General features: G+C 51.0%; 17 protein-coding genes and 2 pseudogenes. 7 read left to right on the top strand and 12 right to left on the bottom strand.

Annotation, left to right across the window (positions count from 1 at the left end):
• Window positions 1-57: 57 nt before the first annotated feature.
• The 3 genes from F456_RS0111120 to F456_RS22375 are packed head-to-tail and all read right to left on the bottom strand — an operon-like array spanning window position 58 to window position 1,590.
• On the bottom strand, window positions 58-717 hold the full coding sequence (locus F456_RS0111120; RefSeq protein ID WP_018977105.1) for a M48 family metallopeptidase: 660 nt from the start codon (window positions 715-717) through the stop codon (window positions 58-60).
• On the bottom strand, window positions 714-1,271 hold the full coding sequence (locus F456_RS0111115) for a DUF2812 domain-containing protein (RefSeq protein ID WP_018977104.1): 558 nt from the start codon (window positions 1,269-1,271) through the stop codon (window positions 714-716). Before F456_RS0111115 ends, F456_RS0111120 begins: the two co-directional genes overlap by 4 nt.
• A complete protein-coding gene (locus tag F456_RS22375) occupies window positions 1,261-1,590 on the bottom strand; it encodes a PadR family transcriptional regulator (protein ID WP_018977103.1) in 330 nt (109 codons plus the stop codon). Before F456_RS22375 ends, F456_RS0111115 begins: the two co-directional genes overlap by 11 nt.
• 283 nt (window positions 1,591-1,873) lie before the next feature.
• On the opposite strand from F456_RS22375, the gene F456_RS22370 reads away from it, so the two are divergent.
• Window positions 1,874-2,227, top strand: a complete 354-nt coding sequence (locus tag F456_RS22370; protein ID WP_018977102.1) for a hypothetical protein — start codon at window positions 1,874-1,876, stop codon at window positions 2,225-2,227.
• 230 nt (window positions 2,228-2,457) lie between these two features.
• On the opposite strand, the gene map is transcribed toward F456_RS22370, so the two are convergent.
• The 3 genes from map to F456_RS0111090 form a co-directional block, all read right to left on the bottom strand.
• Entirely contained in the window at window positions 2,458-3,207 is a 750-nt protein-coding gene (gene map / locus F456_RS0111100) for a type I methionyl aminopeptidase (protein WP_018977101.1), read from the bottom strand.
• A 118-nt stretch (window positions 3,208-3,325) separates the two neighbouring features.
• Window positions 3,326-4,234 (bottom strand): arabinan endo-1,5-alpha-L-arabinosidase AbnA, encoded by a 909-nt coding sequence (abnA, locus tag F456_RS0111095; protein WP_229675645.1) that lies wholly within the window; start codon window positions 4,232-4,234, stop codon window positions 3,326-3,328.
• A 308-nt stretch (window positions 4,235-4,542) separates the two neighbouring features.
• On the bottom strand, window positions 4,543-6,741 hold the full coding sequence (locus F456_RS0111090) for a GTP-binding protein (RefSeq protein WP_026293818.1): 2,199 nt from the start codon (window positions 6,739-6,741) through the stop codon (window positions 4,543-4,545).
• Window positions 6,742-7,009: 268 nt separating this feature from the next.
• Between F456_RS0111090 and F456_RS0111080 the strand changes: the two genes are divergently transcribed.
• Complete coding sequence (locus tag F456_RS0111080; protein WP_018977097.1) at window positions 7,010-7,738, top strand: hypothetical protein; 729 nt, start codon at window positions 7,010-7,012, stop codon at window positions 7,736-7,738.
• 402 nt (window positions 7,739-8,140) lie between these two features.
• Here the strand turns inward: F456_RS0111080 and melA are convergent, their stop codons facing one another.
• Window positions 8,141-9,646, bottom strand: coding sequence for an alpha-glucosidase/alpha-galactosidase (melA, locus tag F456_RS0111075; RefSeq protein ID WP_018977096.1), 1,506 nt, complete (start codon window positions 9,644-9,646; stop codon window positions 8,141-8,143).
• 194 nt (window positions 9,647-9,840) lie between these two features.
• Window positions 9,841-10,770: an AraC family transcriptional regulator gene (locus F456_RS0111070; RefSeq protein ID WP_018977095.1), complete on the bottom strand. Its 930-nt coding sequence runs from the start codon at window positions 10,768-10,770 to the stop codon at window positions 9,841-9,843.
• Between the two features lie 237 nt (window positions 10,771-11,007).
• On the opposite strand from F456_RS0111070, the gene F456_RS0111065 reads away from it, so the two are divergent.
• The gene (locus F456_RS0111065; RefSeq protein ID WP_018977094.1) at window positions 11,008-11,463 is read left to right on the top strand and encodes a GNAT family N-acetyltransferase; all 456 of its coding nucleotides are present in this window, start codon (window positions 11,008-11,010) and stop codon (window positions 11,461-11,463) included.
• 141 nt (window positions 11,464-11,604) lie between these two features.
• Here F456_RS0111065 and F456_RS0111060 read toward each other — a convergent pair whose 3' ends face one another.
• Entirely contained in the window at window positions 11,605-12,501 is an 897-nt protein-coding gene (locus tag F456_RS0111060; RefSeq protein ID WP_018977093.1) for an SDR family oxidoreductase, read from the bottom strand.
• 282 nt (window positions 12,502-12,783) lie between these two features.
• Here F456_RS0111060 and F456_RS0111055 point away from each other — a divergent pair, with 282 nt between their 5' ends.
• A complete protein-coding gene (locus tag F456_RS0111055) occupies window positions 12,784-13,311 on the top strand; it encodes a pyridoxamine 5'-phosphate oxidase family protein (protein WP_018977092.1) in 528 nt (175 codons plus the stop codon).
• Between the two features lie 257 nt (window positions 13,312-13,568).
• Here the strand turns inward: F456_RS0111055 and F456_RS22365 are convergent, their stop codons facing one another.
• Window positions 13,569-15,275, bottom strand: coding sequence for a sensor domain-containing phosphodiesterase (locus tag F456_RS22365; RefSeq protein WP_018977091.1), 1,707 nt, complete (start codon window positions 15,273-15,275; stop codon window positions 13,569-13,571).
• Between the two features lie 307 nt (window positions 15,276-15,582).
• Here F456_RS22365 and F456_RS0111045 point away from each other — a divergent pair, with 307 nt between their 5' ends.
• The 3 genes from F456_RS0111045 (at window position 15,583) to F456_RS0111030 (ending at window position 19,703) form a co-directional block, all read left to right on the top strand.
• Window positions 15,583-17,079, top strand: a complete 1,497-nt coding sequence (locus F456_RS0111045; protein WP_018977090.1) for a hypothetical protein — start codon at window positions 15,583-15,585, stop codon at window positions 17,077-17,079.
• The gene (locus F456_RS0111040) at window positions 17,063-18,505 is read left to right on the top strand and encodes a sensor histidine kinase (protein ID WP_018977089.1); all 1,443 of its coding nucleotides are present in this window, start codon (window positions 17,063-17,065) and stop codon (window positions 18,503-18,505) included. Before F456_RS0111045 ends, F456_RS0111040 begins: the two co-directional genes overlap by 17 nt.
• A gap of 301 nt (window positions 18,506-18,806) precedes the next feature.
• The gene (locus F456_RS0111030; protein WP_018977087.1) at window positions 18,807-19,703 is read left to right on the top strand and encodes a prenyltransferase/squalene oxidase repeat-containing protein; all 897 of its coding nucleotides are present in this window, start codon (window positions 18,807-18,809) and stop codon (window positions 19,701-19,703) included.
• Window positions 19,704-19,766: 63 nt separating this feature from the next.
• Here F456_RS0111030 and F456_RS24795 read toward each other — a convergent pair.
• Both F456_RS24795 and F456_RS24790 read right to left on the bottom strand, forming a co-directional pair.
• Window positions 19,767-20,858: pseudogene (locus tag F456_RS24795) on the bottom strand (cohesin domain-containing protein); the annotation flags it as partial.
• 339 nt (window positions 20,859-21,197) lie between these two features.
• Window positions 21,198-23,102, bottom strand: a pseudogene (locus F456_RS24790) (rhamnogalacturonan lyase); the annotation flags it as partial.
• Between the last annotated feature and the right edge of the window lie 722 nt (window positions 23,103-23,824).

The raw sequence follows: 23,824 nt of genomic DNA, 5'->3' as shown, positions 1-23,824 counted from the left end.
CATGCATACGGATGTCTGTACTTGCGATTACTGAACCGTCCCTGATTCCTGCTATCCTCACATAACCATAAATCGCCCATACCGGTTGAGGTAAGCCTCCCGCTCCTTATAGTCCGGCATGATGCTGCCCACTTTGCGCCAGAAGGATCGGTCATGGTTCATATGGTGAATATGGCAGAGCTCATGCACGATGACATAATCAATTGCATACACAGGAGCCATCGCCAACAGATAGTTAAAATTCAGCCTTTTTTTCGAGTCACAGCTGCCCCACTTGGTTGTCGATTCAACGATTTCGATCGATTTTGGTTCAGCTTTGAGCTGCTTGGCATAAGCGCCGATCCGTTCATTGATTACCTTTTTGCAGCTGGAAAAATAAAACTTCTTGAGATCGGCGCGCAGCTGTTCCTCCGTCCGGCCTTCCGTTGGAATCAGCTCATCCAGACGGCAGCGGCGGCCCAGATGCAGAAAGTCACCTTCTCCGCCTTCGCGGTATTCTTTCGGCTTGGGTCCTTCCCGGGCCTTCTCCAACCGAGCTCGGTATTCGATAATCCGCCCCGCTTCACGTCGAACCGCCTCAGTTATTTCCTCCTCCGGCATGCCGTTAGGCACTTTGACCGTCACGAGTCCATTGGGATCGATCTGAACGTAAACCTTTTTGCGCTTGGCGTATTCGACGTGGAATTCGATGATTTGCTCGTTATGGATGATATTCATGGGAAAGTCCTGTATACCCGATGATGTTTCACATAGTTTCTAAGCGAGCTTAAAATGCCCAGTACAACAGCACCCATGCCTGCAATTATAGCCGGATATTTTAACCATATATAAATCGAGACAGCAAATGTTAATACAATGCAATAAGCTAATGCATTCATCAAACAAGACTTCATCTTGCGCTGCTCCCGCTCCTTATAAGAATCGTCTTCCGAGAAAATATCCGATGCTGCATCTTCACGATCCGTCCAGAAAATGTGCTTGGCATACCGGGAATTCTTCGCAAGTCTCTGCCAACCCGCATCTTCGAAAAGGGAATTGTATTCCTCGAAAGCCGCTTTTCCCTTCAAAGGACGGTAATCGATTCGGTAGGTGCGCGACCGTACTTCATCCGGTTTTATCGCTTCAAATACGTAGGTGCATTCGTCGATCTCTTCTGAATTATACCGGGACAGCGCCCAGCCTTTGTGGAACATGGATTCCAGCCACATCTCTTCAGCTTTAAAATCCGTAAACTTTTTCATAACCCACTTGGTCTTTTTCTTATCCCTCATCCTGCCGCTCCTTGTCTGTCCATGTTTTTTCCGTAAAACGAATCAGTCGTTTGATCCGCTCAAACTCCTCGCTCAACACCTGTTCTCCTTCGCCGGTAATCCGGTAGGTCGTCTTGTTTCGACTGCCGCGCTCCCGATCGACGGTCTCGATCAGCTTCTGCTTCTGCAGATTGTTCAGTACACCATACAGGGTTCCCGGGGCTAACAGAAAGGTTCCTTCGCTAACTTCTTCAATCCGCTTGATGATTCCGTAACCGTGGGAAACTTCCTGCCTCAACGCCAGTAGGACCAGATAGGTGGATTCGGATAGCTGCTGCATGTAGTTCCCCCTATATAATAACTTGACACTCGATATATCGACACTCATAGTATATATGTTTGAATTTTATGCTGCAACCCTTCTTTACGAGCATCAAAAAGGGAGTTTTTGGGCAAGCAAGCTGTTCCTAAAAATCAAAGAAAACGTCTCTCAGAACTGCCACTTTTTCTTTCTGCCGTTTTTTGAAATCCGAGTTCCCGTTCATTTTTGTCAAGCAATTGTTACGATTTGAGCCAAGCGGGTAATAACACACATAGATTTTAATCGAAGGGAGTTTTTCATTATGGATAAATCATTTGTAACCACTGCTGCAATTGGAGCCGCCGCCGGCGCTTTGATCGGAGCCGGAGCCGCTGTCATTGTTGGTACGCAAAAAGGAGAGCAGATTCGCAGTACGGTACTCGACGCTACTGAAGCACTGCGCGAAGTCGGTCCTCAAGTTAATGAAAAAGGCCATGCGCTCACTGAAAAAAGCCAAGAAGTTACCGGTATCGTGAAGGAAACACTGAGTGCTACAAAAGAACTTAAAGAAGATGCCGTTTCCGCAGCTCGCGACGTCAAGTCGGGTGTGCAGGATTCCATGCGGACATCCGGTACAGGCGACAAGCCGAAGGACGGCAGCGCCGGAAGTATGTAAACTCATTTTATGCTTACCAGTGATTCAAGCAGACCGTCTTGCGGACTTCGGCATGCCGATCCGCGAGGCGGTTTTTAAGTATGCTTCTTATTCTTCTGCTTCTATGCATGTTTCTTCTATTTATATATTAAAAGAGCACGGAAACCGATGATTGATCGGTTCCGTGCTCTTTTTGTGCGCTGCCGAGTCGCTGCGAAAATGGGCTGTTGAGGCATCAAGGCCAGTAGGCCTCAATCCTGTGAAGTCAAAATTCGAGGACCGTTCTTCGTAATCGCAAGCGTGTGTTCGTACTGCGCAGAGTTGCGACCGTCCTGCGTGCGCGCTGTCCAGCCGTTGTCATCCCGCGAAGTCTGCCAGACGCCGACGTTGACCATCGGTTCGATGGTGATGACCATGCCTTCCTTAAGACGTTGACCTTTGCCCGGTTCGCCGTAATGCAGCACCTGTGGTTTCTCATGGATGGTCGGTCCGATACCGTGACCGGTAAATTCGCGTACGACCGAAAATCCTTCGCCTTCCACATAGCTCTGAATCGCATGTCCGATATCGCCCAGACGATTGCCGACGACTGCCGCTTCAATGCCGAGCTCCAACGCGCGATGTGTGACTTCCATCAGACGGCGATCCTGCTCGGAGATCTCGCCGACCGCATAAGTCCAAGCGGAATCGGCGAGTCCGCCGTTCAAGTTGACAACCATGTCGATCGTAACGATATCGCCATTCTTCAGCGGCTGACGTCGCGGAAAACCGTGACATACTTCGTCGTTGATCGACGCGCATGTGGCATACTCGTAACCGTTGTAGCCTTTTTGCTCTGGAGTCGCACCGTGCTGCTTCAGGAATTTTTCAACAAAGCGATCGATTTCCATCGTCGTAACGCCCGGCTTAATCATCTTTGCGATTTCCTTATGGCAGGCCGCAAGCAGATCTCCGGCCGCGTCCATCAATTGAATTTCACGTTCACTTTTGAGTGTAATCATGGATTTATCGCTCGATTCCTTATGAATTTGGTAGAGCACAGCCGCGAACGACCGCACTTATCTCATAAGGATAACGCGCTTCGCAAAAGCTTGCAATATTCGCTCAAGCCTTTACCGGTTAATAAGTTGGCCAACCGTCCGACGTCCATTTCAGATCACTGATCATCAACTTTGGTCTACCTTCGTCTTCCGCATCGTAGGCATGGCGAACGATCAGGTTGGCATTATAGATGTCTTGGCCGCCCGGACCTTTCCAACGTGCGTTGCCGGCGTCGAGAATAGTGCCGCCGTTATTCATCATGCTTACGCCGTTTTTGTCTACATAAGGACCTGTGATACTCTTGGAACGCCCGTAAACCATCTTGTACGTGCTGTTTACGCCGCTGCAGCACTTATCGATAGAAGCGAACAGATAATAGTAACCGTTGTGGTACGTAATGGATGGAGCTTCGATTGCGCCGTCGTTAACGGTACGACGAGCGATCGAAGTGAGACTGCCTGTCGGCTTCATCGTGTTTTTGTCCAGTTTGGTGAGCTTCAGTCCGCTCCAGAACGAACCGAACGCGAGCCACGGTTCTCCATTTGCGTCAATGACCAGCTCAGGATCGATTGCATTGTAGTTCTGCGTGCCGTTCGTGGACAAGACGATTCCTTCGTCCTTCCAACTGCCTGCACCGATGCTGCTGGCCGAAGCCAAGCCGATCGCCGAAACGTTCGATCCAAAAGTCGAGATCGAGTAGTACATCCAAACTTTGCCGTTGTACGACTTCACGTCCGGTGCCCACACGTCCATTGGCTTCTGGTTCGGTACGTAGTTTTTCCACCATGACGGAGCAGTCAGGAAAATTTGCGGAATGCGGTAGAAGTTTTTGCCGTCATCGGAACGCAGTCCCTGGATCCCCTCCCCGGTCGAGAATACATACCAACTATTACCTTCCTTCATGATCGTTGGGTCATGTGCGCCGAGATCGCCGCTCAGTCCCCAGTGGGCTGCATAACTGCGAGCGTCCCCAAACGCCGCTGCCATAATAGTCAGTGCGATAAACAAAATACCGAATTTGCGCTTCATTTCGATTATCCCTACTTTCTCTAATTTTCTTATCTGGTCTCACAAATGATGACGCTCTCAAAAATTTATTTTTTCTCTTCCTCCTCTCTTTTCAAAGCTTTTCACTAAAGCTTTTTAATTATGTATGCGCTTTAGTTTAGCTTTACCTATAAGATTTTAGGTTTCTTTAAATCAAATGTCAACAATAAATGATAAATTTTGTAATTTTTTGAGACTAAAAATACCCGAATGCGTTTTTTGGTCGCATCCGGGTATCGCTTATCAAATCACAGCAAATGCATCATCGCTTCCGCTTCATCCCAGGGTACGGAATAGCCTGCGCCTTTTGCGCAAAAAATAGATGAAGACGTATACAGCGGGTCGGCGTTTTTGTCATATCCTTTTCGTTCAACTGTCTCTTCGGTGTTGTGGCACGGACGATAACTGCCATACGACAAGCTCAGCATCCCTCTGCCCCGGGTAAACGAAGCGAGTTCCGCCGAGTAGTTCATAAATGTCGCCGCCGGTACAATACCGGTCAGCAGCAGATGGGTCTCGTTCGTCTCCGGCGCGTCGAAAGTTCCATGCGCCTGCTGCACATCGGCCATAATCCGTCCCATATGCTCAAGCTCCGCACGGATCCGAAAGCGATAGCACGGCTCAAGCAGTACATTATCCGCCTTCTCCAGACCCTGCCGCAGCGCCCGGAACGTCGCTTCGCGAAAATCGCCGCCGTGCGTATGCTTATTGTGCGCCCGGCCGGTCAACAGTGTAACTTTAACATCCGTCAGCGGCGAGCCGGTGAGCAGGCCATGATGTTCGCGCTCCAGCACATGCTGGCCGACCAGATTGCGGTAGCCGACCGATAAGTCGTCGGCGTGGCATTCGTCCACGAAGACAACGCCGCTTCCACGATCGCCGGGCTCAATCCGCAGATGCACTTCGGCATAATGCTTAAGCGGCTCGAAGTGCCCGTAGCCCATTACGGAAGCTGCCACCGTCTCCCGGTACAGAATCTCCGGCGTACTGAACGAGACCTCTATCCCAAACCGCTCCCTCAGCACACTGGTCAGCACTTCAAGCTGAATGGCGCCCATCACCCGAATGTGGAGCTGCTGCAGCTCTTCTTCCCAGACGACGCCAAGTGCGGGATCTTCCGCCTCCAGCATACGGAAGATCCGCAGCACGTCCTTGATCGGCAGCTCACTCGGGAATTCGACGCCTGCTGTTAGTGTAGGCGTCATCTCGAACGGAACGCGGTCGTGCAGCAGCTCACCGACACCCATGCCGGCATGCGCTTCGGTCAGCCCAGTGACGGCAAACAGCTCTCCGGCATGGACGCGATCGACCTGCGTGTAACGATCACCGCTATAAATGCGGATGCCGGTGATCTTCTCCTCCCGTATATCGCCTTCTGCCGCATTTATGGCATTTGTCCTATTTTCCGCATCCGTTGCATTCCCCACATTCTCCGCGTATTTCGCGAATTCTCTTACACCCAGCGAGCCCTGCAGCGCTTTGATATACGTCAGCCTCGTACCGCTTTCGTCGTGGCCAATTTTGTATACGCGGCCGGCGAAAGGCTCTTCCGAAGCTTTGTCCTCTGCTGCATAATCCGTGACCGTCAACCGATCGAACTTGGTTAGAAACTCCTGTACGCCGATATCCAGCAGTGCCGAACCGTGCATGCATGGATAGATCCGGCAGCCACGAATCATGGAAATCAGAGCGTTCGTCCACTGCTCGGGCGTCAGCCGATCTTCCAAATAGGCCTCCAGTAGTTCCTCGTCGCGCTCGGCGAGAAACGTCTTGAGCGAATCATCGAACGTAACAGTCGTTTTGACGCGGCCGCTCGTCCCCTGCATCTTTTTGTTGGACGCAGACTTTTCGGTCCGAGTGTCATCATAGGCAGAGACTTCCTGTCGGTGTTCTCCATCTCCGATCGTGTCTCCGTTTCCGCCTGCATCTCTACTTCCGTTGCTACTTCCGTCACTGCCGTTTGCATCAAGTTCCAGCGTATTCGTCAGATCAACCGCATCCGCGGTCAGCAGGCTGCGAATCTCACCCATGACCCGAGAGACGTCCGCGCCTTCTCGGTCCGTTTTGTTGATAAAAAAGAAAGCCGGAATCCCATAACGACGCAGCAGCTGCCAGACGGTTTCCGTATGTCCTTCAACACCTTCTACCGCGCTGAGAAGTACTACCGCATAATCCATCGTACGCAGCGCACGTTCCATCTCAGCTGAAAAGTCGGCGTGCCCCGGCGTGTCGAGCAAATAGTAGGTCGAACCGTTATACTGCATGACGGCTTGCCCCGCGAATACGGTGATGCCTCGCGCCCGCTCAATTTCGTGACTATCGAGAAACGCATCCCGATGATCCACCCGCCCCCGGCTGCGTATGCTGTTCGTATGATAAAGCAGCTGCTCGGCGAACGTCGTTTTGCCCGCGTCCACGTGAGCCAGCATGCCGATCGTTTTTTTCATAAATGCCATGAGTGTAAGATCCTTTCCGTGAGCAGCTTGTCTCATTAAAATAGTAGGATTTCGTTACTCTGAAACGCACACGGTTTAGGTGCGATTTAGAGGGGCGAAACCGATCATCTGATTGAGACAAGTTACCAGCTGCAATCTTTTTGTGAAATGAGGAGGTTTTTCTAATGAGTTCTGTTTCTAACAAGGCTCCATTTCTACGGTATACTTCAAACGAACAGCCGGTCAAGTGCGTTTATAGGAAAAGAGAGGGGGTTTTCCAATGAAACGATCACATGAACGAAAAGGGTTTGCTTGGCCGATGGTATTGATTCTGCTCGTTTGCCTAACCTCCGTCGCAGGATGTTCAAGTTGGCTGTCTCCCACTACTACGGAATGGACAAATTTTGTTAAGCTCGATGACACGATGTATATGGCCCTAGAGGACGACAGCGTACTGCGTGATCCGGATATGCTTACGAATCATTCGGTCGGCACGGTGAAGCAGAAATTGAACAATAACGTAGAAGACTTCGACTACAACACCAAATCAGGCGATGCCGGTTATTTGGAAAAAGGAACGGAGCTGTATCGGGTAGAAGGATTTCAGCCGAGCGACGTGGTTGCCGTACGAACAGATCGTCGAATTGATGGAATCCAGCTGTATGTTAGACAAGGGTTTGACGACATACCGACAAACGATTTTGAACGGATACTGCGCGCCGATCCTTCTTCAGTTCAGATTCACTCTTGGTCCGCGCCGCAACAAAAAGAGGTAAAAGGCAGCGAAGCCGAAGAATTGATCGGTCTGCTGCAGAACAGTGTCTATGAGCCGATTGATGGGGTAAGCTACTCCGAAGAAACTCGATATTACGAGATCGCATTCGATACGGGCGAGCCAATTTTGTATACATTTCCGCTGGTGGACGAAGGTCCGGGCGAAAATGAAAATATACGATTCCGAAACGATTACGTGGTCGACGACTCGATCCAAAAGTTTTTGACGCCTTGATCGGGACGAGACGGGAAAAAACCTGAAGAAGCCAGACATCTTATCCCATGAACAACCAAAAGAAGCGAGAGCTCCGTCAGCCGGAGCTTTCGCTTTTTTGGGATCCAAGATCCAAGCGCCCGATCAGAATCGGCTAATGAATCCTAATCACGCTATTTTGACGTTTTCAAGCATTTCTCACATCTAACGAATCCTGATCACGCTAATCGACTCCAAATTGCTCAATTCTTCTCAAAAGAAGCGAATAGCGCTATGAGAATTCGTTACTTTTTCAAAGCGGGCATAAAAACGGAAATAGTGATATAACGATTCGTTAGAATTCTGTCGATTGGCGCAGCTGCGGGTTGAGGGACTGGTTGAGGGACTGTCGGTAGAAAGCAAGAGTTCAACGTATTATTGTTTCTACCGCACTTTCTCCCGGTCTTTCCCTTTGTCCGAGGCGCCCGCGTTTTTGTTCGCCGCATCGCGGTCCTGCTGCATTTCCTCCACGGTCTTCACCTTAAGCCGCGCTGCGCCTTCATTGCCTTCGCGCGTTGGGATCAGATTACCGGAAGCCAGTCGTTCTTTCGCAGAAGCAATCGCCTCGCTGTACTGCGGCAGCCACTTTTCCCCCGCTACCAGCATCTCATCGACCATCTGCCAAATTTCCTTCGGATTGCAAACGGCGCCGACGAGCGGGTCCATCATGAACGCCTGACGCAGCAGTTTATCATCGCCGTGTACGGCCGCTTCCACAGCCAGCCGCTGTACGGAGATGCTCACGTTGCAGACAGCAGCCGGACCAAGCGGCAGGTCGCCGACGACCGGCATGGAGATGCCATTTCGATCGACGTAACCCGGCGCTTCGATAATCGCATCAGCCGGCAGATTAGAGATAATCCCGTCGTTCACTGTGTTGAAATGACCCCGATATACCCGTCCTGTCTCCAGTCCTTCCACGATATACGAGCCATGCTCCTCGCCGCGATGTTCTGCTCCATAGACATAGGCCGGATCTTTCATCCAGTTTGGGAAATCGGTCTCGAACCAATTCCGTCCTTCCGTGCAGACCCGCAGATAACCGCCCGTCTCGCCATTGATCCAGCTGCCGAGGTCGATCCAGTCTCCAATCTCGTCGCTGCGCTTGCGGTACCACGGTACATATTCGCTCAGATGTCCGTTCGATTCCGTGCTGTAATAGCCGAAACGGCGAAGCATATCAATTCTAACCTTTTCCGTCCGACTGAATTCCGGGTGGGCTTCGAACGCTTCCAGCAGACCTTCCGTCAGATCGCGGCCTTCGTGCTTGGCAGAAATATACCAAGTCTGATGATTGATGCCCGCGCAGATAATATCCACGTCTTTCTTGTCCAGCCCGTACACTTCCGCAATCTGATGATGCCCGTGCTGTACGCCGTGGCACAGCCCTATTGTTCGTACACCGCCGTACTTATTGCACGCCCAGGTCAGCATCGCCATCGGATTGGAGTAGTTGAGCAGCAGCACATCCGGCGCCGCCGTCTCGCGGATATCCCTGCAGATCTCCAGCATCTCGGCGATTCCCCGCTGTCCGTACATGATGCCGCCCGCGCACAGCGTATCGCCGACGCACTGGTCCACGCCGTACTTGAGCGGAATATCGACGTCTGTCGCGAAAGCTTCCAACCCGCCGACCCGAATAGTACAAAATACGTACTTGGCACCGGCAAGCGCTTCGCGCCGATCGGTTGTCGGAGTGATCTGGATGGAAAGCTCATTCTCAATGATATCGCGCTGGCAGAGTTCTGTAACCATGTCCAAATTGTGCTGATCGATGTCCATAAACGATACTTCAATATTCGAAAATTCCGGTACGCTCAGCAGATCTCGCAGCAGTCCCCGCGTAAATCCGATACTTCCCGCTCCGATAAAAGTGATTTTAAATGACATGCTTTTTCCCCTTTCGCCGTACGGCTCGTCCCGCTTCGGCTTAAGATTAACCCGCACATTTATCTTAGCAGTCAACATATAGAAAGCGTTATCAATATCGTGACCGGTTTGGCGAAAAAGTGTCAAAAATCCTCACTTTTTGTTAAGGAGACTCTCAACCTTACCCTTCATCCAAAGTCTCGTTCTACCATTTATCAAATGCTGCGTACCTCGTTTTTCTTCCGGGAATCGCGTTCGGCACGCTCTCGATATTCCGTCGGCGTGCAGCCGCCATATTTACGAAACAAAAGGTGGAAGTACTGCCGGCTGCCTATTCCCACATAGTCGGCAATATCCGCAATGGGAACGGCGCTTCCGGACAGCAGCATTTTCGCCTTGTCTATGCGCAGGCCGTTTAGGTAATCGGTCAGCGTACGTCCGGTATGCCGCTTGAACAGACGGTGCAGATAACCCGGATGTAGGTTGACGGCGGCGGCAATTTCTTCTACCCGGATCGAGCGGTCGTAATTCTGATGCAAATACTCCATCGCTTTGCGTATATAGTGATGGACATGCTGGCGGCTCGAATCCAGCTGTTCCCGCCGCAGCCGGGCTAGGCGCAGCAGCAGTTCGGCGAACAGTAAGCGTACCATAATGCCCTGCCCGCCTTTTTGATCAAGTTCGAGTACCAGCGATTTCAAGGTATGCAGGACTTCTTCGGGATCGGGCAGTACCAGGCTGGCAAATGGCGACCGCAGCAGATCTGCCAGCGCCGGTTCCTCGCGCGCGAGCACACCAATGCCTGTCGCCGAATTGCATTCCGCATTTGTAGGTACAAAGGCAAACTCCACATTCAGCATTCGGCAAACTGCACCTTCTTCGACGATTAACCGATGCGGAACGTTCGCGTCCAACAGGATCAGCTCGCCTTTTTTTAACGCAAAGCGCTTTCCCGCTCCCTCCTCGGTCTTCACGTCCACGATACAGCTGCCGGTCATCAGATACATGATCTCCGTCGAATTGTGGCAATGATAATCCATCCGGTACGCTGTCCACTGCTTATAATAATAGGCGTGGAAATCCGGTTGTAATCTCCCGTCCGTCATCCCTACTTGAAACAGGCTTCCACTGCTTGTCTCCGGCACGATCACTCCTCCTCTTTTCCTTTTCCTTACCCTATATCGGGCATATGCAGCGGTCAAGCTCACTTGAACATAACCAAAATACCACACAAAAAATATGTGAGAATTCATGCCATTAAGCAGGAAAATCGCAAGAAAAGAAGAATTCAATTCAGTGTAATGTCACATTTTCTGCCCAATCGATACTAAGTGAAATGAAAAAGAAGGTCTAAAACAACTTTTCAAGGAGTGAACGGATTGATGGAGATTGTAATTGATGATTTAAAAGGACCCGAAGTCGCTGCGCTGCTGCAGGATCATCTCGACAGCATGACGCTGCACTCGCCGCCCGAGAGCATCCACGCGCTGGATCTGGATAAGCTGCGCAAGCCCGAGATCACGTTCTGGAGCGCTTGGGAGAACGGCGAACTGCTTGGCTGCGGCGCAATCAAGGAACTGAACCCGGAGCATGCGGAGCTGAAATCGATGAAGACCGACAGTCGACATCTGCGCAAAGGTGTAGCGGAGAAATTGCTGATCCATGCAATCGAAGAATCCAAAAGCCGCGGATACAAGCGGATCAGCCTTGAGACCGGATCAATGGACGCATTTCTACCGGCACGAAAGCTGTACGAGAAGCACGGGTTTGTAGAATGCGGGCCGTTTGGGGATTATGTATTGGATCCGTACAGCTTGTTTATGACGAAAGAGCTGTAGCAGGCACTGACTTCGTTCCCTTGCATTATTGCTTAACAAAAAATCTCCAGCCAATTATTGGCTGGAGATTTTCACTTACTTCAATACGACTGCTATGCCGCTTTAATTGTATGCTTATCGTTCAAAACCATATAGAATCCGTTACGGCGAAACCATACCGCCGTTAGCATTCAGCGTCTCTCCCGACACATAGCTGGACTCCTGACTCGCCAGGAATACATAAGCCGGTGCCATTTCGACCGGTTGACCCGGACGGGCAAGCGGAGTCTGCGAACCGAATTCCGGCAGAGCATCCGGCGGCTGTCCGCCTGCAACCTGCAGCGGCGTCCATACCGGACCCGGTGCGACTACGTTCACACGGATACCTTTTTCGCCAACCTGCTGGGCCAACGCTTTGCTGAACGTGTTGATCGCGGCTTTGGTCGTCGCGTAATCGAGCAGAATTGGCGAAGGGCTGTAAGCCTGAATCGACGATGTGTTAATGATCGAGCTGCCAGGCTTCATATGTTTGATTGCTGCTTTGCACAACCAGAACATCGCGTATACGTTCGTCTTGAACGTCTCGTCGAACTGCTCTGTCGTAATCTCGTCAATGCTTTCGCGGAACTGCTGCTTGCCCGCAACGATTGCGAGGATATCGATGCCGCCTAGCTCTTTGACAGTCGTTTCAACGAGATCTACGCAGTACTGCTCGTCTTTCACGTCACCCGGCATTGCAACGGCTTTGCGGCCTTCTGCCTCGATCAGCTTGACGACCTGCTGCGCATCCGCTTCTTCTTCCGGCATATAGGACAGCACGACATCTGCCCCTTCTCTTGCATAAGCAATAGCAGCCGCACGGCCGATACCGCTGTCCGCTCCGGTGATCAGTGCTTTTCGTCCGGTCAGACGGCCTTTGCCTACATACGTTGTTTCTCCCGAATCAGGGATCGGGGTCATTTCTTTCTGAAGTCCCGGTCCTTCCTGCTGCTGTTCATATTCCGGGCCGGCTTTCGGATACTGGGTGGTTGGATCCTGCATCTTGTAGAAATCACTCATGTTGACTGCCTCCTCGTATATATTGAATGGGACGAAAAACATAACGGCTTTACGGCAGGCTGTCGTTCGAACGTTTCATGTCCTGCCACTGCCGAACTCTTTCACTATGTAACCGCAGCGATTGCGATTTAAACGAACCAATTTCGGGTAGAAAGGCGGTTCTAGCTTTTCTAAATGATTGTTTAATTTTGTCTTTTTTTGTTCAAAAACAATCGTTTATTCCGGGGACATCACGTTTAAGGTTTTAACAAATGCCCATTTCGGGAAAAGGAGAGATTCATCATGTCCAATCTGAGCGAACATGCTACGACGTCCGATCCGAAAGCGATCGAAACGGTGCGGGATCTGATCGCGGATATTGAGACGGCGATGCTCACAACCGTTACCGATACGGGTCTTGTATCCCGGCCCATGCAGACGCAGCACATCGAATTTGATGGAGATTTGTGGTTTTTGACCAAAAAGGATACCGCCAAGTACGACGAAATTTTGAAGGACTCGCGTGTAAACGTGGCTTATGCCGACAAATCCTACGTATCGATCAGCGGTACAGCGGAGTTTGTCGAAGACGATGCCCGTAAAAAAGTACTTTGGAACAAAGCTTACGAGAAAATTCTGGATACTCCTTACGACGATCCGAACCTCGTGCTGATCCGGGTCAAGACGGAAACGGCTGAATATTGGGAAAGCGGCAGTGCGGTAAAAATGGTAAGTCATCTGCTGAAAAAGGCTGTCGGCAAAGGCTCCGATCCAAAATCCGAACCCGGCCTTAACGAGACTGTCGATTTGAATTCGGCACCTAAGAACTGAACAGGTTTATGGAATAAATACGTCTATCGTAAACAGACGGCTTACAAATAGCTGCAAAAAAGATGAAGAGACAGATAAGCAGATAAACAAGCGCATATCGCGTAAAAAAGAGGAGTTCCGGTTCATCCGGAACTCCTCTTCTGCATATTTCAATCATATTCCACAACCTTGTTAGGCTTCAGTCCCCTATGCTGCATCACCATGTGCTGCAGCGTCGTAGAAATAGTACAGCACTAGATAGTACAGCGCTGCAGAAATCATCGTCCTTCTATCGACCGCTCATTCCCATCATCGCTGCCTGAGTGTAAGACGCTGAGTGGCTGAGGCCGTGAGAAATAATAACCCTGCATATGATGGCAGCCGAGAGACAGCAGCTGTTGACGCTGTTCTTCCGTCTCCACGCCCTCGGCAACAACGGTCAGTTCTAGTTCCATCGCCATTCCTATAATAGCGCGTACCATAGCGCGGCTAACCCGATTGGTCTGCACATCCTGAGTCAGCATTCGGTCAATCTTCAAAGTCGCAATCGGCAGCTCCTGCAGCAGACCTACACTTGAAGAATGACGGCTTCCCAGATCATCTAATGAGAACGTTACTCCCCATTCCTGAAGCCTGAGCAGCTGAGGAAGAATATGAGAAGCATCCACCCGCTGGGTCGTCTCGTTTAATTCAATTTCGATCTTCTCCGGCGGGCATCCGGTCTCTTGAAATACGTCTGCGGCAAGTTGAACGAAATACGGATCGCGCAGCGACTTGACCGTAATATTGACATGAATACGCTCTTCGGGCTTCAGCAGCCGCTGCGCCAAGCACGCCTCCCGCAGTACCCAGAGATCGATCTGCTGGATCAAACCGGCCTTCTCAGCCGCATCGATCGCTTCAACAGGCGAGACCATTCCGCGCTGCGGATGCCTCCAACGCAGCAGTCCTTCGTAAGACACAATGCGTCCATCCCGCGACTCGACAATAGGCTGATAATACAGTTCCAGTTCTTCCTGCTGCAAAGCCTGACGTATATTGAGTTCCGCCTGCGGGTCCTCAATCTGGAAAATACCTATCGCGGCTTTGCCTGCTTTTTTGATCTTGTACATAGCGGCATCCGCTCGCTCGATATATTCGCGAAGGGAGTCGGCTTCCAGACAAACCCCAATCGACAGCGTCAACCGATCTCCCTGCTCAGGCAGCGGCAGATCTTCCTTCTGAAAAGCCAAAACAAGGCGGCTGACTGCATGATGAACCTGCTCCAGATCGTTCGTCGGTAGGATAACCACAAACTCGTCTCCTCCATAACGGCAGAGAAGCCAGTCATCGTCGGCGGCTTTACGGATAGCTTCCGCCAAAGTCTGAAGTACCTGGTCTCCCGCCAAATGTCCATAGCTGTCATTCACTTCTTTGAAGTCATCCAGGTCCATAAAGACTACGGCCTTCGGCAAGGTTCCCGGTTTTCGTTCATAGAAAGACTCCAGAGCGCCGTAGCGCAGAAACCCGGTTAGATCGTCGATATAAGTCGTTTCTTCCAAGTGAATCAGATTGGAGACTACCGAAGCGATATACGACAGCCGCTCGACATCTCCCTCCGTAAAAGTATGCTGGCGATCCAGCGAGCAGATTGTTCCGTATAATTCCCCACTGTCCAGCCAGATCGGCACACCGAGAAAGCTGGCTTTTCCAATATCCAAAGTAATGGGCATTTCCCGTGTTAGCGGCGACATTGTCGTATCTTCAATAATAATTGGGCCTTCGATATGACCTACCAGACTACAGTACGATACGGGATAAGGCAGGACGCTTCCTTCCTTGATCAGTTCTTCTTTGGCATTCCATGCGCTGATAATTGTATTTTGTTCGCCATTATTGTAAGCCATAAAAAAAGTGTTCGCGTCGATGACAGAGTGCACAAGTGAGAACAAGGTTTTGGACGTGATTCGGATCAAGTCCTCCCGTTGTCCCTTCATTGGTTTCATAAAAGCCTCCGTGAGTCCCAAGATATACTGATGCGGGTATATACGCCTATTATAAATGATGTCAAACAAGCGTCACTCTTCAAATATTTAATATTTCTGCTGAAAGTCGTAACGCTTAACGTATTTGTAACCGTTCCATAGTTAAAAAAAACGAAGCAGCCTACCGCTTTCCGCTTCTCATAAATTTTCCGCTTGACCTGCGCCCTTCCAACTGCGAAAATAAACCGCTGAACCTTATTGTTGTCGCATTTCCGGCCTTGATGCCGATATAAGAAAATAGCCCTATCACCGTAAGGAGAAACCGCTCATGCATGCAATCAAAATCGCCGTCCTGCTGCTGATTCTGCTGACCGTCAGCGGCTGCGGGCAGATCGCTTCGCCCGGTGACCTGCTCCACGCTCCCAATCTTGCGGGCGAAGAACAATCACTTTACCGTTCTGTTCAGCCTTTCCTCCCTTCCGGTTATCAGCTTACGACCCCCGACCAGTCGGATCAGGGCAGCGCAATCCGACTCGCCGATCTCAATGGGGACGGAGAAAAGGAACTGATCGTTTCCTATAAGAAGCCGGATATTGATTACGAAGTTAATGTCCTTATTCTGAGCAGGCAGAACGGTTCCTGGCAAAAAGCCGACCTTATTACCGGCAGCGGAACAAATCTCGATTATCTCGGAATCAAACCGCTGATCCATTCTTCATCTGCCGAACTGCTGCTTGGTTATGAAGGCGGCGGCTATGGTCTTCCGAAGGAACTGTACATCTATTCGTTCGCCAATCAAAAAGCGGTCGAGCTGCTGCACCGCTCGTACGATCAGATCGCGGTAGGCGATCTGGCCGGAAACGGGCTGAACCAGATTGCTATTGCTCTTCCTGCTGCCGAACCTAACGACTCGCCTTCGCAAATTGAAGTCCTTGGCGAGAAAAGCGGCAAGCTTGCTGTACTCGCAGAGCGCCGAACTGAAGGGGACGTTCTTAATCTGCAAATCGAACGCGCTTCGGAACAACGCATAGGGCTGTTTGCTCAGGTTTTGGGCACAAAACGCTCCGGCTATACCGTCCTGCTCGCTTGGGAAAACGGAAGACTGGGAAATGTTCTGTCCCTGCCTCAAAGCATCTACGATAAGCGCTCCTCCAGGCAGAATCTGAAACTCGATGAACCCGATTACAATCCGGATCTGGCCGTTACGGAGCAGAAATGGTGGATCGACTATCCAGCGAACAATCGGGACATCGATAATGACGGCATCACGGAAGTCGCTCTGCCCAATCCGCTGCCGAATACCGACGAGCCGACCGCTCAACCGCAAACATGGAGCGACTCTTACTATCGTTGGGACGGAAATCGCGAAATGACGTTCGTCGAAGACCGATTTTGGCAGTGGGGTTACGAACTGCGTATTCCCGACCGCTGGCTTGGACATTATCGAATCGAACTTCCGAAAGCAGATGATACGACGGTCAGTGAAGTCTTATTCGTTTATTCGCCGCATGAAGATCCGGAAGGCGGAAGTTCTGCTCTACTGTTGACTCTGCGTCAGCTGTCAATGGAAGAATGGAACCGTCTCCGGCCGCTGCTGGAGAATCAGCAGAACGAATACGTTGTGCTCGGAAGCACCGGCCCGGCTGCGCCGGGAAGCTCTTCCGAAGTGACGGTCGCGCTGCTTCCCGATACGGACAACAATCTGACAGGCGCCGAAGCGGCAGAGTATGAAAAACTTCGACTAACGGCAGACGAAGTACGTGAAATGGTCGGGGCAGACACCGATGAGGAAGAGGAGGCAAACCACAATGTTGAAAAGCATTAGAGGCCGCCTGCTGCTTCAGATCGGACTTCTGCTTCTGACCATCGTACTGGTTCTCGAGGTCATTTTTGCTGCTGCCGTATACACCTATTATTTCGATAGTGCCCGTCAGATCGTCCAGTCGAGAGCTGTAACAGCGGCCACGCTGTCCAATCAGTTCATGGAAGGTTACACTTTGTCGGAGAGGGCTCGTTACATTCTGGAAAATCTTGTTCCGAGCGAGAGCAGCCGGGTTGAAGTGCTGGACCTCCAAGGAAGAACAATCGTCGATTCATACGGCTTCTCCTCGACTCAGCGTATCCGTACTCCTGACGTTCGCGCTGCTCAACAGGGCGGTGTCGGCAGCTATACCGGCTACTCGCAGGCATTCAAGCAGCGTATTATGGCCGTATCTAGTCCGCTCGTCAGCTACGGCGAAACGATCGGAACGCTGCGCTTCTCCGTCTCGACCGAACCATTGTACCGCGAAGTCGCCAAGCTGATCGGCTGGGCGATAGCCATCGGAGCCGCTGTGCTGCTGCTGGGCTTTGCACTCAGCCTAATTATTGCCCGCCGTATCGTCGATCCGGTCAAAGAACTGACAGCGATCTCGCGGAAAATGGCTACAGGCGATTTTACTGCCAGAGCGGCACGCAAACACAATGATGAGATTGGATTGTTGGCTGAATCACTCAATTATATGAACGAAGAGTTGTCCAAGAGCGAGAAGATGAAGAATGACTTCATTTCAACCGTGTCCCATGAGCTGCGCACGCCGCTGACCTCGATCAAGGGCTGGGGCGAAACCTTGGTCGGCGGACTGGAAGACGAGGAGACGACCACACTCGGCCTGACCATTATCACCAACGAGACCGATCGACTGATCGGACTGGTTGAAGATCTGTTGGACTTTTCCAAGTATCAAGCCGGCGAAATCCGTATGCGTTCCATTCCCGTTGACCTGAACAGCCTGCTTCGGCAGTTGGGTATTCAGTACAGCCAAGCGGACATTAAGCGCGGCATTACGTTAAGCACTAATCTGCCAAACGAACCGCTGCCCATGCATGCTGATCTTAATCGGCTCAAGCAGGTTTTCGTCAACCTGCTCGACAATGCGATTAAATTTTCCGATTTAAACGGGGAAATTCGTTTGACCGCTGTCCGTCAAGATCTTCAGGTGTTTGTCGCAGTCCAAGACGACGGCGAAGGCATTCCGGCAGAGGATCTTGAAAAAATCGGCCAACGCTTCTACAAAGGCAGTTCCAAAATGTCCGGCAGCGGTCTGGGCCTTGCAATCAGCAAAGAGATTGTCCGCCTGCACGGAGGAAGAATCTCGATCGAAAGCGAATACGGTGTCGGCACGACTGTGACCGTTATACTGCCTCTGGCTGTGGCAGAACCACTAAACGAAACGGCAGAACAACCGGATAAGCCGGAATGGCTGTTGTAAGCTGCCGGATAAGACATAGAAATCGCCAAAAAGGAGACCCTGATAATTCAGGGTCTCCTTTTTGGTCTTTAGCGATATTTTGTGAAGGCGGCAGGGCCATCGCTTACCGGCATCCATCCTTCGATCTTCATCATTACAAGCCGCTTGGCCGACCTTATTCTTAGAGCGTCTTCCGTCGATGTCCAAACCCTCTTCTTCCGGGCTCGCTTTTTCGCTTTTTGAATCAGGTATTTTTCAGTCCATTGCACAGGGAATGATTTATAATGAAGGAACGAAAACATCTTGTTTAAGGAGAATTCCCATGACCGATAGAACGACGCTTTCCGCCGCAATCGAGGCTTCTATCCGTTTTCTTGAAACCACTTCGCACTTTGAATCGGAGCATGGTGAGGACAGCCGTAATAAATGGGAGGGCGCGTGGTGGCAGATGTGCACTTTGTACGAGATGGGCGAAGTGCACCGCATTCCCGAGTCCGCAATCCTTCAGGCGAAAAAGATTCTCCAAACCCGCGTCTGGCCGCTGTTCGTGATCTCCAAAGCCAATGAACCCATTCGCGAAGAAGACTTGAACAAATGGGACTGCTGTCATTGTGAGCTTGCCATGTTCTATCAAATTCTACAGGCGTACGGATGCGATCTTGACAGAGAAATGCCGTGGATTCGTGACTGGCTCCTGAAGCATCAGCTGCCCGACGGCGGGCTGAACTGCGATCCCGACGCGTATGTTCATTCCCGTAAAAGCTCGATTGTCTCCACTCTGCCGCCGCTTGAAGCGATCCTGCGCTATACCAATCGTGAATTTACTGAGCGGGAAAAGGAATTTCTGGACGAAGGTGCGCGTTACTTGACCGAACATCGGTTGGTGTATTCGAAATCAAGCGGCGAGATTATCAATGACAATTGGTTGAAACCTTGCTTCCCGAGGTTTTTTGAATACGATATTCTGCGCGGATTATCGTTCCTAAATGAATGGTCATGGAGAAGAAACAAGCCTCTTCCGAAAGGGATTGTGGAAGAGGCTCTGGAGCAGTTAACGCCTTATTGGGACGGATGGAATGTGCGAATTGGGCGGCAGGTCTGGGAGGCGGGCGGCGAGTGGGGCGGGAATACTTTCGAACTGCTGGAAAAGCTTTCGGGAGTCGGAGAAGGTTCGGAATTCTTGAGTCGCGAGATCAAAAAAATAGACCGCCCTCGTTAGAGGCTGCGGTCTATTTTTAACAACGTACATATTTTCGCTTAAATCCAATCCGTTTAAGATCGATTATTCCGGAAGAGGGTCCGAAACGGCCGGTACCGCGTAAAACTCCAGTTCAGCGACATTCGCGTTTCCTGTCTCGGGACTGTAATAGCGAATGTAGCGGTAAGCGGTGTCCGCCGAGACGTTCACCGTATTCCATCCTGCATCCGGACGCTCGCCGATCGTGTACAGATCGACGAACCCTTCCGTACTCGATACGTTGGAGCCTTGGAATTTGCCTCCGTTCATTCGGACTTCCATTCCTTTGCGCGGATAGAAGCGTACTTCGCCAAGCCGCGCTTCGAACCCTTCGCCGAGGTCGATGCCGGCATAGCCGCCCGCACCATTTTTAAAGTCGTAGTACGTATTCACATCCCCATCGAAGGCTTTGTCATATTCGCTGCCTGCCGCCCATGCCGGCTCGGCTCCGAACAGCGTACCCGTCAGCGCCAGCAGCTGATTGGAAATATCCACAATCAGCTCTCCCGTTACGCCGCTTCCGTCTACGGCTTCCGCAATGACTTTGACCTGGCCGTTAAGCCCTTTTGTGTTACCGGACAGCAGTCCGTCCTGTGTGATCGAAGCGAGTTCTGTTGTCTCTCCGTCCAATCCGTACACGGACCATGTGACCGAGTGGTTTGCGTTGGCCGGATTCGCCTGCGCAGTCAGCTGCAGTGTGCCGCGGTTCGAGTCGATAGCGGAAGCTCCGCCTTCACTGCTCACGATGATTTCGTTAATATCGCTGAATAGATCGATCCCGTGAACAGCATCTGCAATCGTATGACTTTCTTTTTTAGCGTTCGTGTAAACGATGTCCCGCATCGTTACGTCGCTCTGCGTCGCTTCCGTCTCTTTGGCTTTCATACGTACCGTAAACAGTTCCGCTCTATTAAACAGCTGGTTCGTTGTTCCGCTTGCCTTCACGGCTACGGTTCCCGTCTGGCCGGCTTCTGCGGAAAACTCCAGCTGCTTCACTGGGGATTCTGCCGATACAAACTCCAGGGCGTCTGGGTCGTAGGACAAATTCATGCTCAGATCACGTATGCTGTCGCTCGCGCCGTTGATGGCATAACTCAGAGTGAATTCTTCGCCTGCTTTCACACGGTTGTTGCCTTTAACGGACAGCGTCAGCGCTTCCGTCTTAAGCATCACCGTATCTTTTCCGACGAACATATATCCGGCTTCGGTGACAAGAGCGATTTTCGTTTCTACTTCTCCACTCTGTCCACTGAGCGCCTGCACAAACGCTCTGCGGTCTGCTTTAACATCGTAGCCTTTTCTTACCTTCTTGATCTCCGCCGCTACAGCTTGTCCGTTGACCATAAGCTGTACCGAGGAACTCGCCAATTGTGCAGCGTTATCCGGAATTCCTACGCCGATCTTCACGTTTCCTGTCAATTTTCCAGCTAATACGTGCGGATCAATATCGATCGAAGAAGGCACGATATAGTTGGCGTTCGCTGCCAGCGGCTGCTCCATACTATTGCCCAGGAAATAACTTGTATGCGGCGGCTGGTTGTAAGCGACATTCTGCCAAGCGATACCCAGTCGGTAGACCGGATCGTGCATCAGTGTGGGAATGCGATATTCCGTCAAGTCGGTAGTCGTGTACATACGCAGCTCAGTGCTGTCGAGATTCCGCACGATGACTTCCTCGCGCCAGTCGCCGAGCAAATCGGCCTGCAGCACCGGTGTGCCTTTGGTTCCGTTGTTCGAGGTCGTGCCTTCCATTGTCAGCAGATTAACGAGTTTGCCATTCTCATAATCCCATTTGTCGATACGCGGCGTTCCGATGCCAATCTCGTAATCGGTCCAATCGTGATCCAGCAGCTCGCGCGACAGATCACCATCCCACCAGATTGCGAAGTTCGAACTTGGGATATTCTCTCCGATCTTCTCGCCGGCGGCCGTATACATATTGCCAATCTTACTGTTCCAAGCACCGGACACCGCCCACGCTTCCGCTCCCGGATAGCGGGGATCGATATCCGCCGCCAAGCCGCGTCCCGTATCTTCTCCCGTAGAATGACTCCACAGCATTTCGCCTGTAGCGGCATCACGCATCGTTAATCCGTACGGGCCCGATTCGTGTACCTGGAACACTTCCAGTCCCGGTCTGTTCGGATTCAGATTGCTTACATGCATCGCGTCGCCATGGTTCCAGCCTGTCGAATACAAGCCAGTACCGTCATGGTCGATAACCGCAGCTCCGAAAATAATCTCGTCCCGGCTGTCGCCGTCCACATCCGCAACGCTTAGGCTGTGATTGCCTTGTCCCTCATATTCCGGATATCCTTCATCAGTATCGAACGTCCAGATCTTGCTCAGTTCCCCGTCCCGGAAATTGTAGGCGGACAGCATTGTTTTTGCATAATAGCCGCGTGTCATAATTAGACTCGGCCGCTGTCCGTCCAGATAAGCGATCCCCGCCAAGAAGCGGTCTCCGCGATTTCCGTAAGTATCTCCCCAGTCTCCCAGGTTACCCCGTTCCGGCGAAAAGTCGGTGCTCACGACTTCCCTGCCCGTCTCTCCGTCGAAAATCGTTAAGTATTCGGGTCCTTCTAAAATGTATCCGCTTGCATTTCGATAGTCAGCATCCGGATCGCCGATTACGTTACCGGCTCCATCCTTGGCGCCGTCGGCCGTTCTCATCGCCACTTCCGCTTTGCCGTCGCCGTCTAGGTCATACACCATAAACTGTGTATAGTGCGCGCCTGCCCGGATATTTTTGCCCAATCCGATTCTCCAGAGCTGTGTGCCGTCCAGCTTATAGGCGTCGATTAATACTTCACCGGTATATCCGGATCGGGAATTATCCTGCTCTCCCGCACTCCATTTCAGAATCAGCTCGTATTCGCCGTCTCCGTTTAGATCGCCGACACTAGCATCATTGGCGCTGTATTCGATGGTTTGCCCGTTTGGAAGCACAGCGTCTGCCGGCTTTTGCAGCGGAATCGACTTGTACGGCTGTGTCCAAGACTTCACTTTGGCAGAGGCATCGACTTCTTCCCCATTCACGATAGCGCTTACAGAATAACTCGAGTTTGTCTTTCCTGCCGGGTCCAAATAATTGGTGCTTGTTGAGATTGGCTGAGTGTTGATTTTGCGTCCATCGCGATACAGATTGAACGTTGTGCCTTCCGGGTCCGTTCCAAGCAGTCTCCAACTGACAAATACCCCTTCGTCCGTATTGACGGCGACAATGCCGCGTTCCAGATACTCCATCTGTCGAGGTGCATTCGTGTTCTCCGCAGCAGCAGCTGTCTGTGGTTGAATCGGTCCGGCCAGCGAAACCCCCAGTATCGCTGCACTAAACAGGATTGTACTCTTCTTGAACTTTGATCCAAATTGTTCCAACATCGATCAAACCTCCTCATCATTCAACAAGTTTTTTGTTTGAAATTCTTTGAAAACCACACCCTAACCCGAATACTAACCCATATCAAAGATTTCCACAATATTTATTAAATGGTTTTTTCGAATCCTTTTTGCTTGTTAAAAGGCTTTAAAAGGGAGAGGAAAAGCAAAAAACCTTCGCTGGAAGCGAAGGTTTCAGGGTGTCTTTGAAAGTCCTATTCGTTATAGAAGCGTGGTGGCTGCGAGAAAAATTCGTTCCGGTCGCTTGTTGAAATCGAGGAAAAGGAATCAAATTAAAGTGGAATTTTCTCGATTTCAAAGGCGAACACTATCGTTCCTTCACTGAATTTCTCTCTCCGCCTCCTCGCTTCACTCGGAATCAAACTTTCTTAACACGTAAAAAACCTTCGCTGGGAGCGAAGGTTTTCCATCTTTTAAATCTCCCTTTTCAAGAGTGAATGGGAGAGGTGCGAGAATTGTCTTAGACTCTAAACTAAGGGCATGTACGCAAACTCATCAACTTTTTCGAATAGAAGATGCTTTCAACGCCCAGGTCCGGTTTCCAAGTTTAAATGAAGCCTTTGAACGTAAATACGCAGCCGATTATTGGTTCGCGTATATGCCGAAATGGGACGCGTCTCATAAGATTTCATCCATAAGATTCAACGTAAAGCCCAATAAGTGCCCATATGCAATTATTTTTCGCAAAAGCTCGCCAAATCGTA

The sequence above is a fragment of the Saccharibacillus kuerlensis DSM 22868 genome (genome assembly GCF_000378145.1).
Lineage (GTDB): Bacteria > Bacillota > Bacilli > Paenibacillales > Paenibacillaceae > Saccharibacillus > Saccharibacillus kuerlensis.
This window is presented reverse-complemented; position numbering and strand designations above follow the sequence as displayed.

Excerpts from the sequence above, each read along its gene's own strand:
- F456_RS0111120 (WP_018977105.1), bottom strand. The coding sequence starts at position 717 with ATGAATATCATCCATAACGAGCAAATCATCGAATTCCACGTCGAATAC.
- F456_RS0111115 (WP_018977104.1), bottom strand. The coding sequence starts at position 1,271 with ATGAGGGATAAGAAAAAGACCAAGTGGGTTATGAAAAAGTTTACGGAT.
- F456_RS22375 (WP_018977103.1), bottom strand. The coding sequence starts at position 1,590 with ATGCAGCAGCTATCCGAATCCACCTATCTGGTCCTACTGGCGTTGAGG.
- F456_RS22370 (WP_018977102.1), top strand. The coding sequence starts at position 1,874 with ATGGATAAATCATTTGTAACCACTGCTGCAATTGGAGCCGCCGCCGGC.
- map (WP_018977101.1), bottom strand. The coding sequence starts at position 3,207 with ATGATTACACTCAAAAGTGAACGTGAAATTCAATTGATGGACGCGGCC.
- abnA (WP_229675645.1), bottom strand. The coding sequence starts at position 4,234 with ATGGCAGCGGCGTTTGGGGACGCTCGCAGTTATGCAGCCCACTGGGGA.
- F456_RS0111090 (WP_026293818.1), bottom strand. The coding sequence starts at position 6,741 with ATGAAAAAAACGATCGGCATGCTGGCTCACGTGGACGCGGGCAAAACG.
- F456_RS0111080 (WP_018977097.1), top strand. The coding sequence starts at position 7,010 with ATGAAACGATCACATGAACGAAAAGGGTTTGCTTGGCCGATGGTATTG.
- melA (WP_018977096.1), bottom strand. The coding sequence starts at position 9,646 with ATGTCATTTAAAATCACTTTTATCGGAGCGGGAAGTATCGGATTTACG.
- F456_RS0111065 (WP_018977094.1), top strand. The coding sequence starts at position 11,008 with ATGGAGATTGTAATTGATGATTTAAAAGGACCCGAAGTCGCTGCGCTG.
- F456_RS0111060 (WP_018977093.1), bottom strand. The coding sequence starts at position 12,501 with ATGAGTGATTTCTACAAGATGCAGGATCCAACCACCCAGTATCCGAAA.
- F456_RS0111055 (WP_018977092.1), top strand. The coding sequence starts at position 12,784 with ATGTCCAATCTGAGCGAACATGCTACGACGTCCGATCCGAAAGCGATC.
- F456_RS22365 (WP_018977091.1), bottom strand. The coding sequence starts at position 15,275 with ATGAAACCAATGAAGGGACAACGGGAGGACTTGATCCGAATCACGTCC.
- F456_RS0111045 (WP_018977090.1), top strand. The coding sequence starts at position 15,583 with ATGCATGCAATCAAAATCGCCGTCCTGCTGCTGATTCTGCTGACCGTC.
- F456_RS0111040 (WP_018977089.1), top strand. The coding sequence starts at position 17,063 with ATGTTGAAAAGCATTAGAGGCCGCCTGCTGCTTCAGATCGGACTTCTG.
- F456_RS0111030 (WP_018977087.1), top strand. The coding sequence starts at position 18,807 with ATGACCGATAGAACGACGCTTTCCGCCGCAATCGAGGCTTCTATCCGT.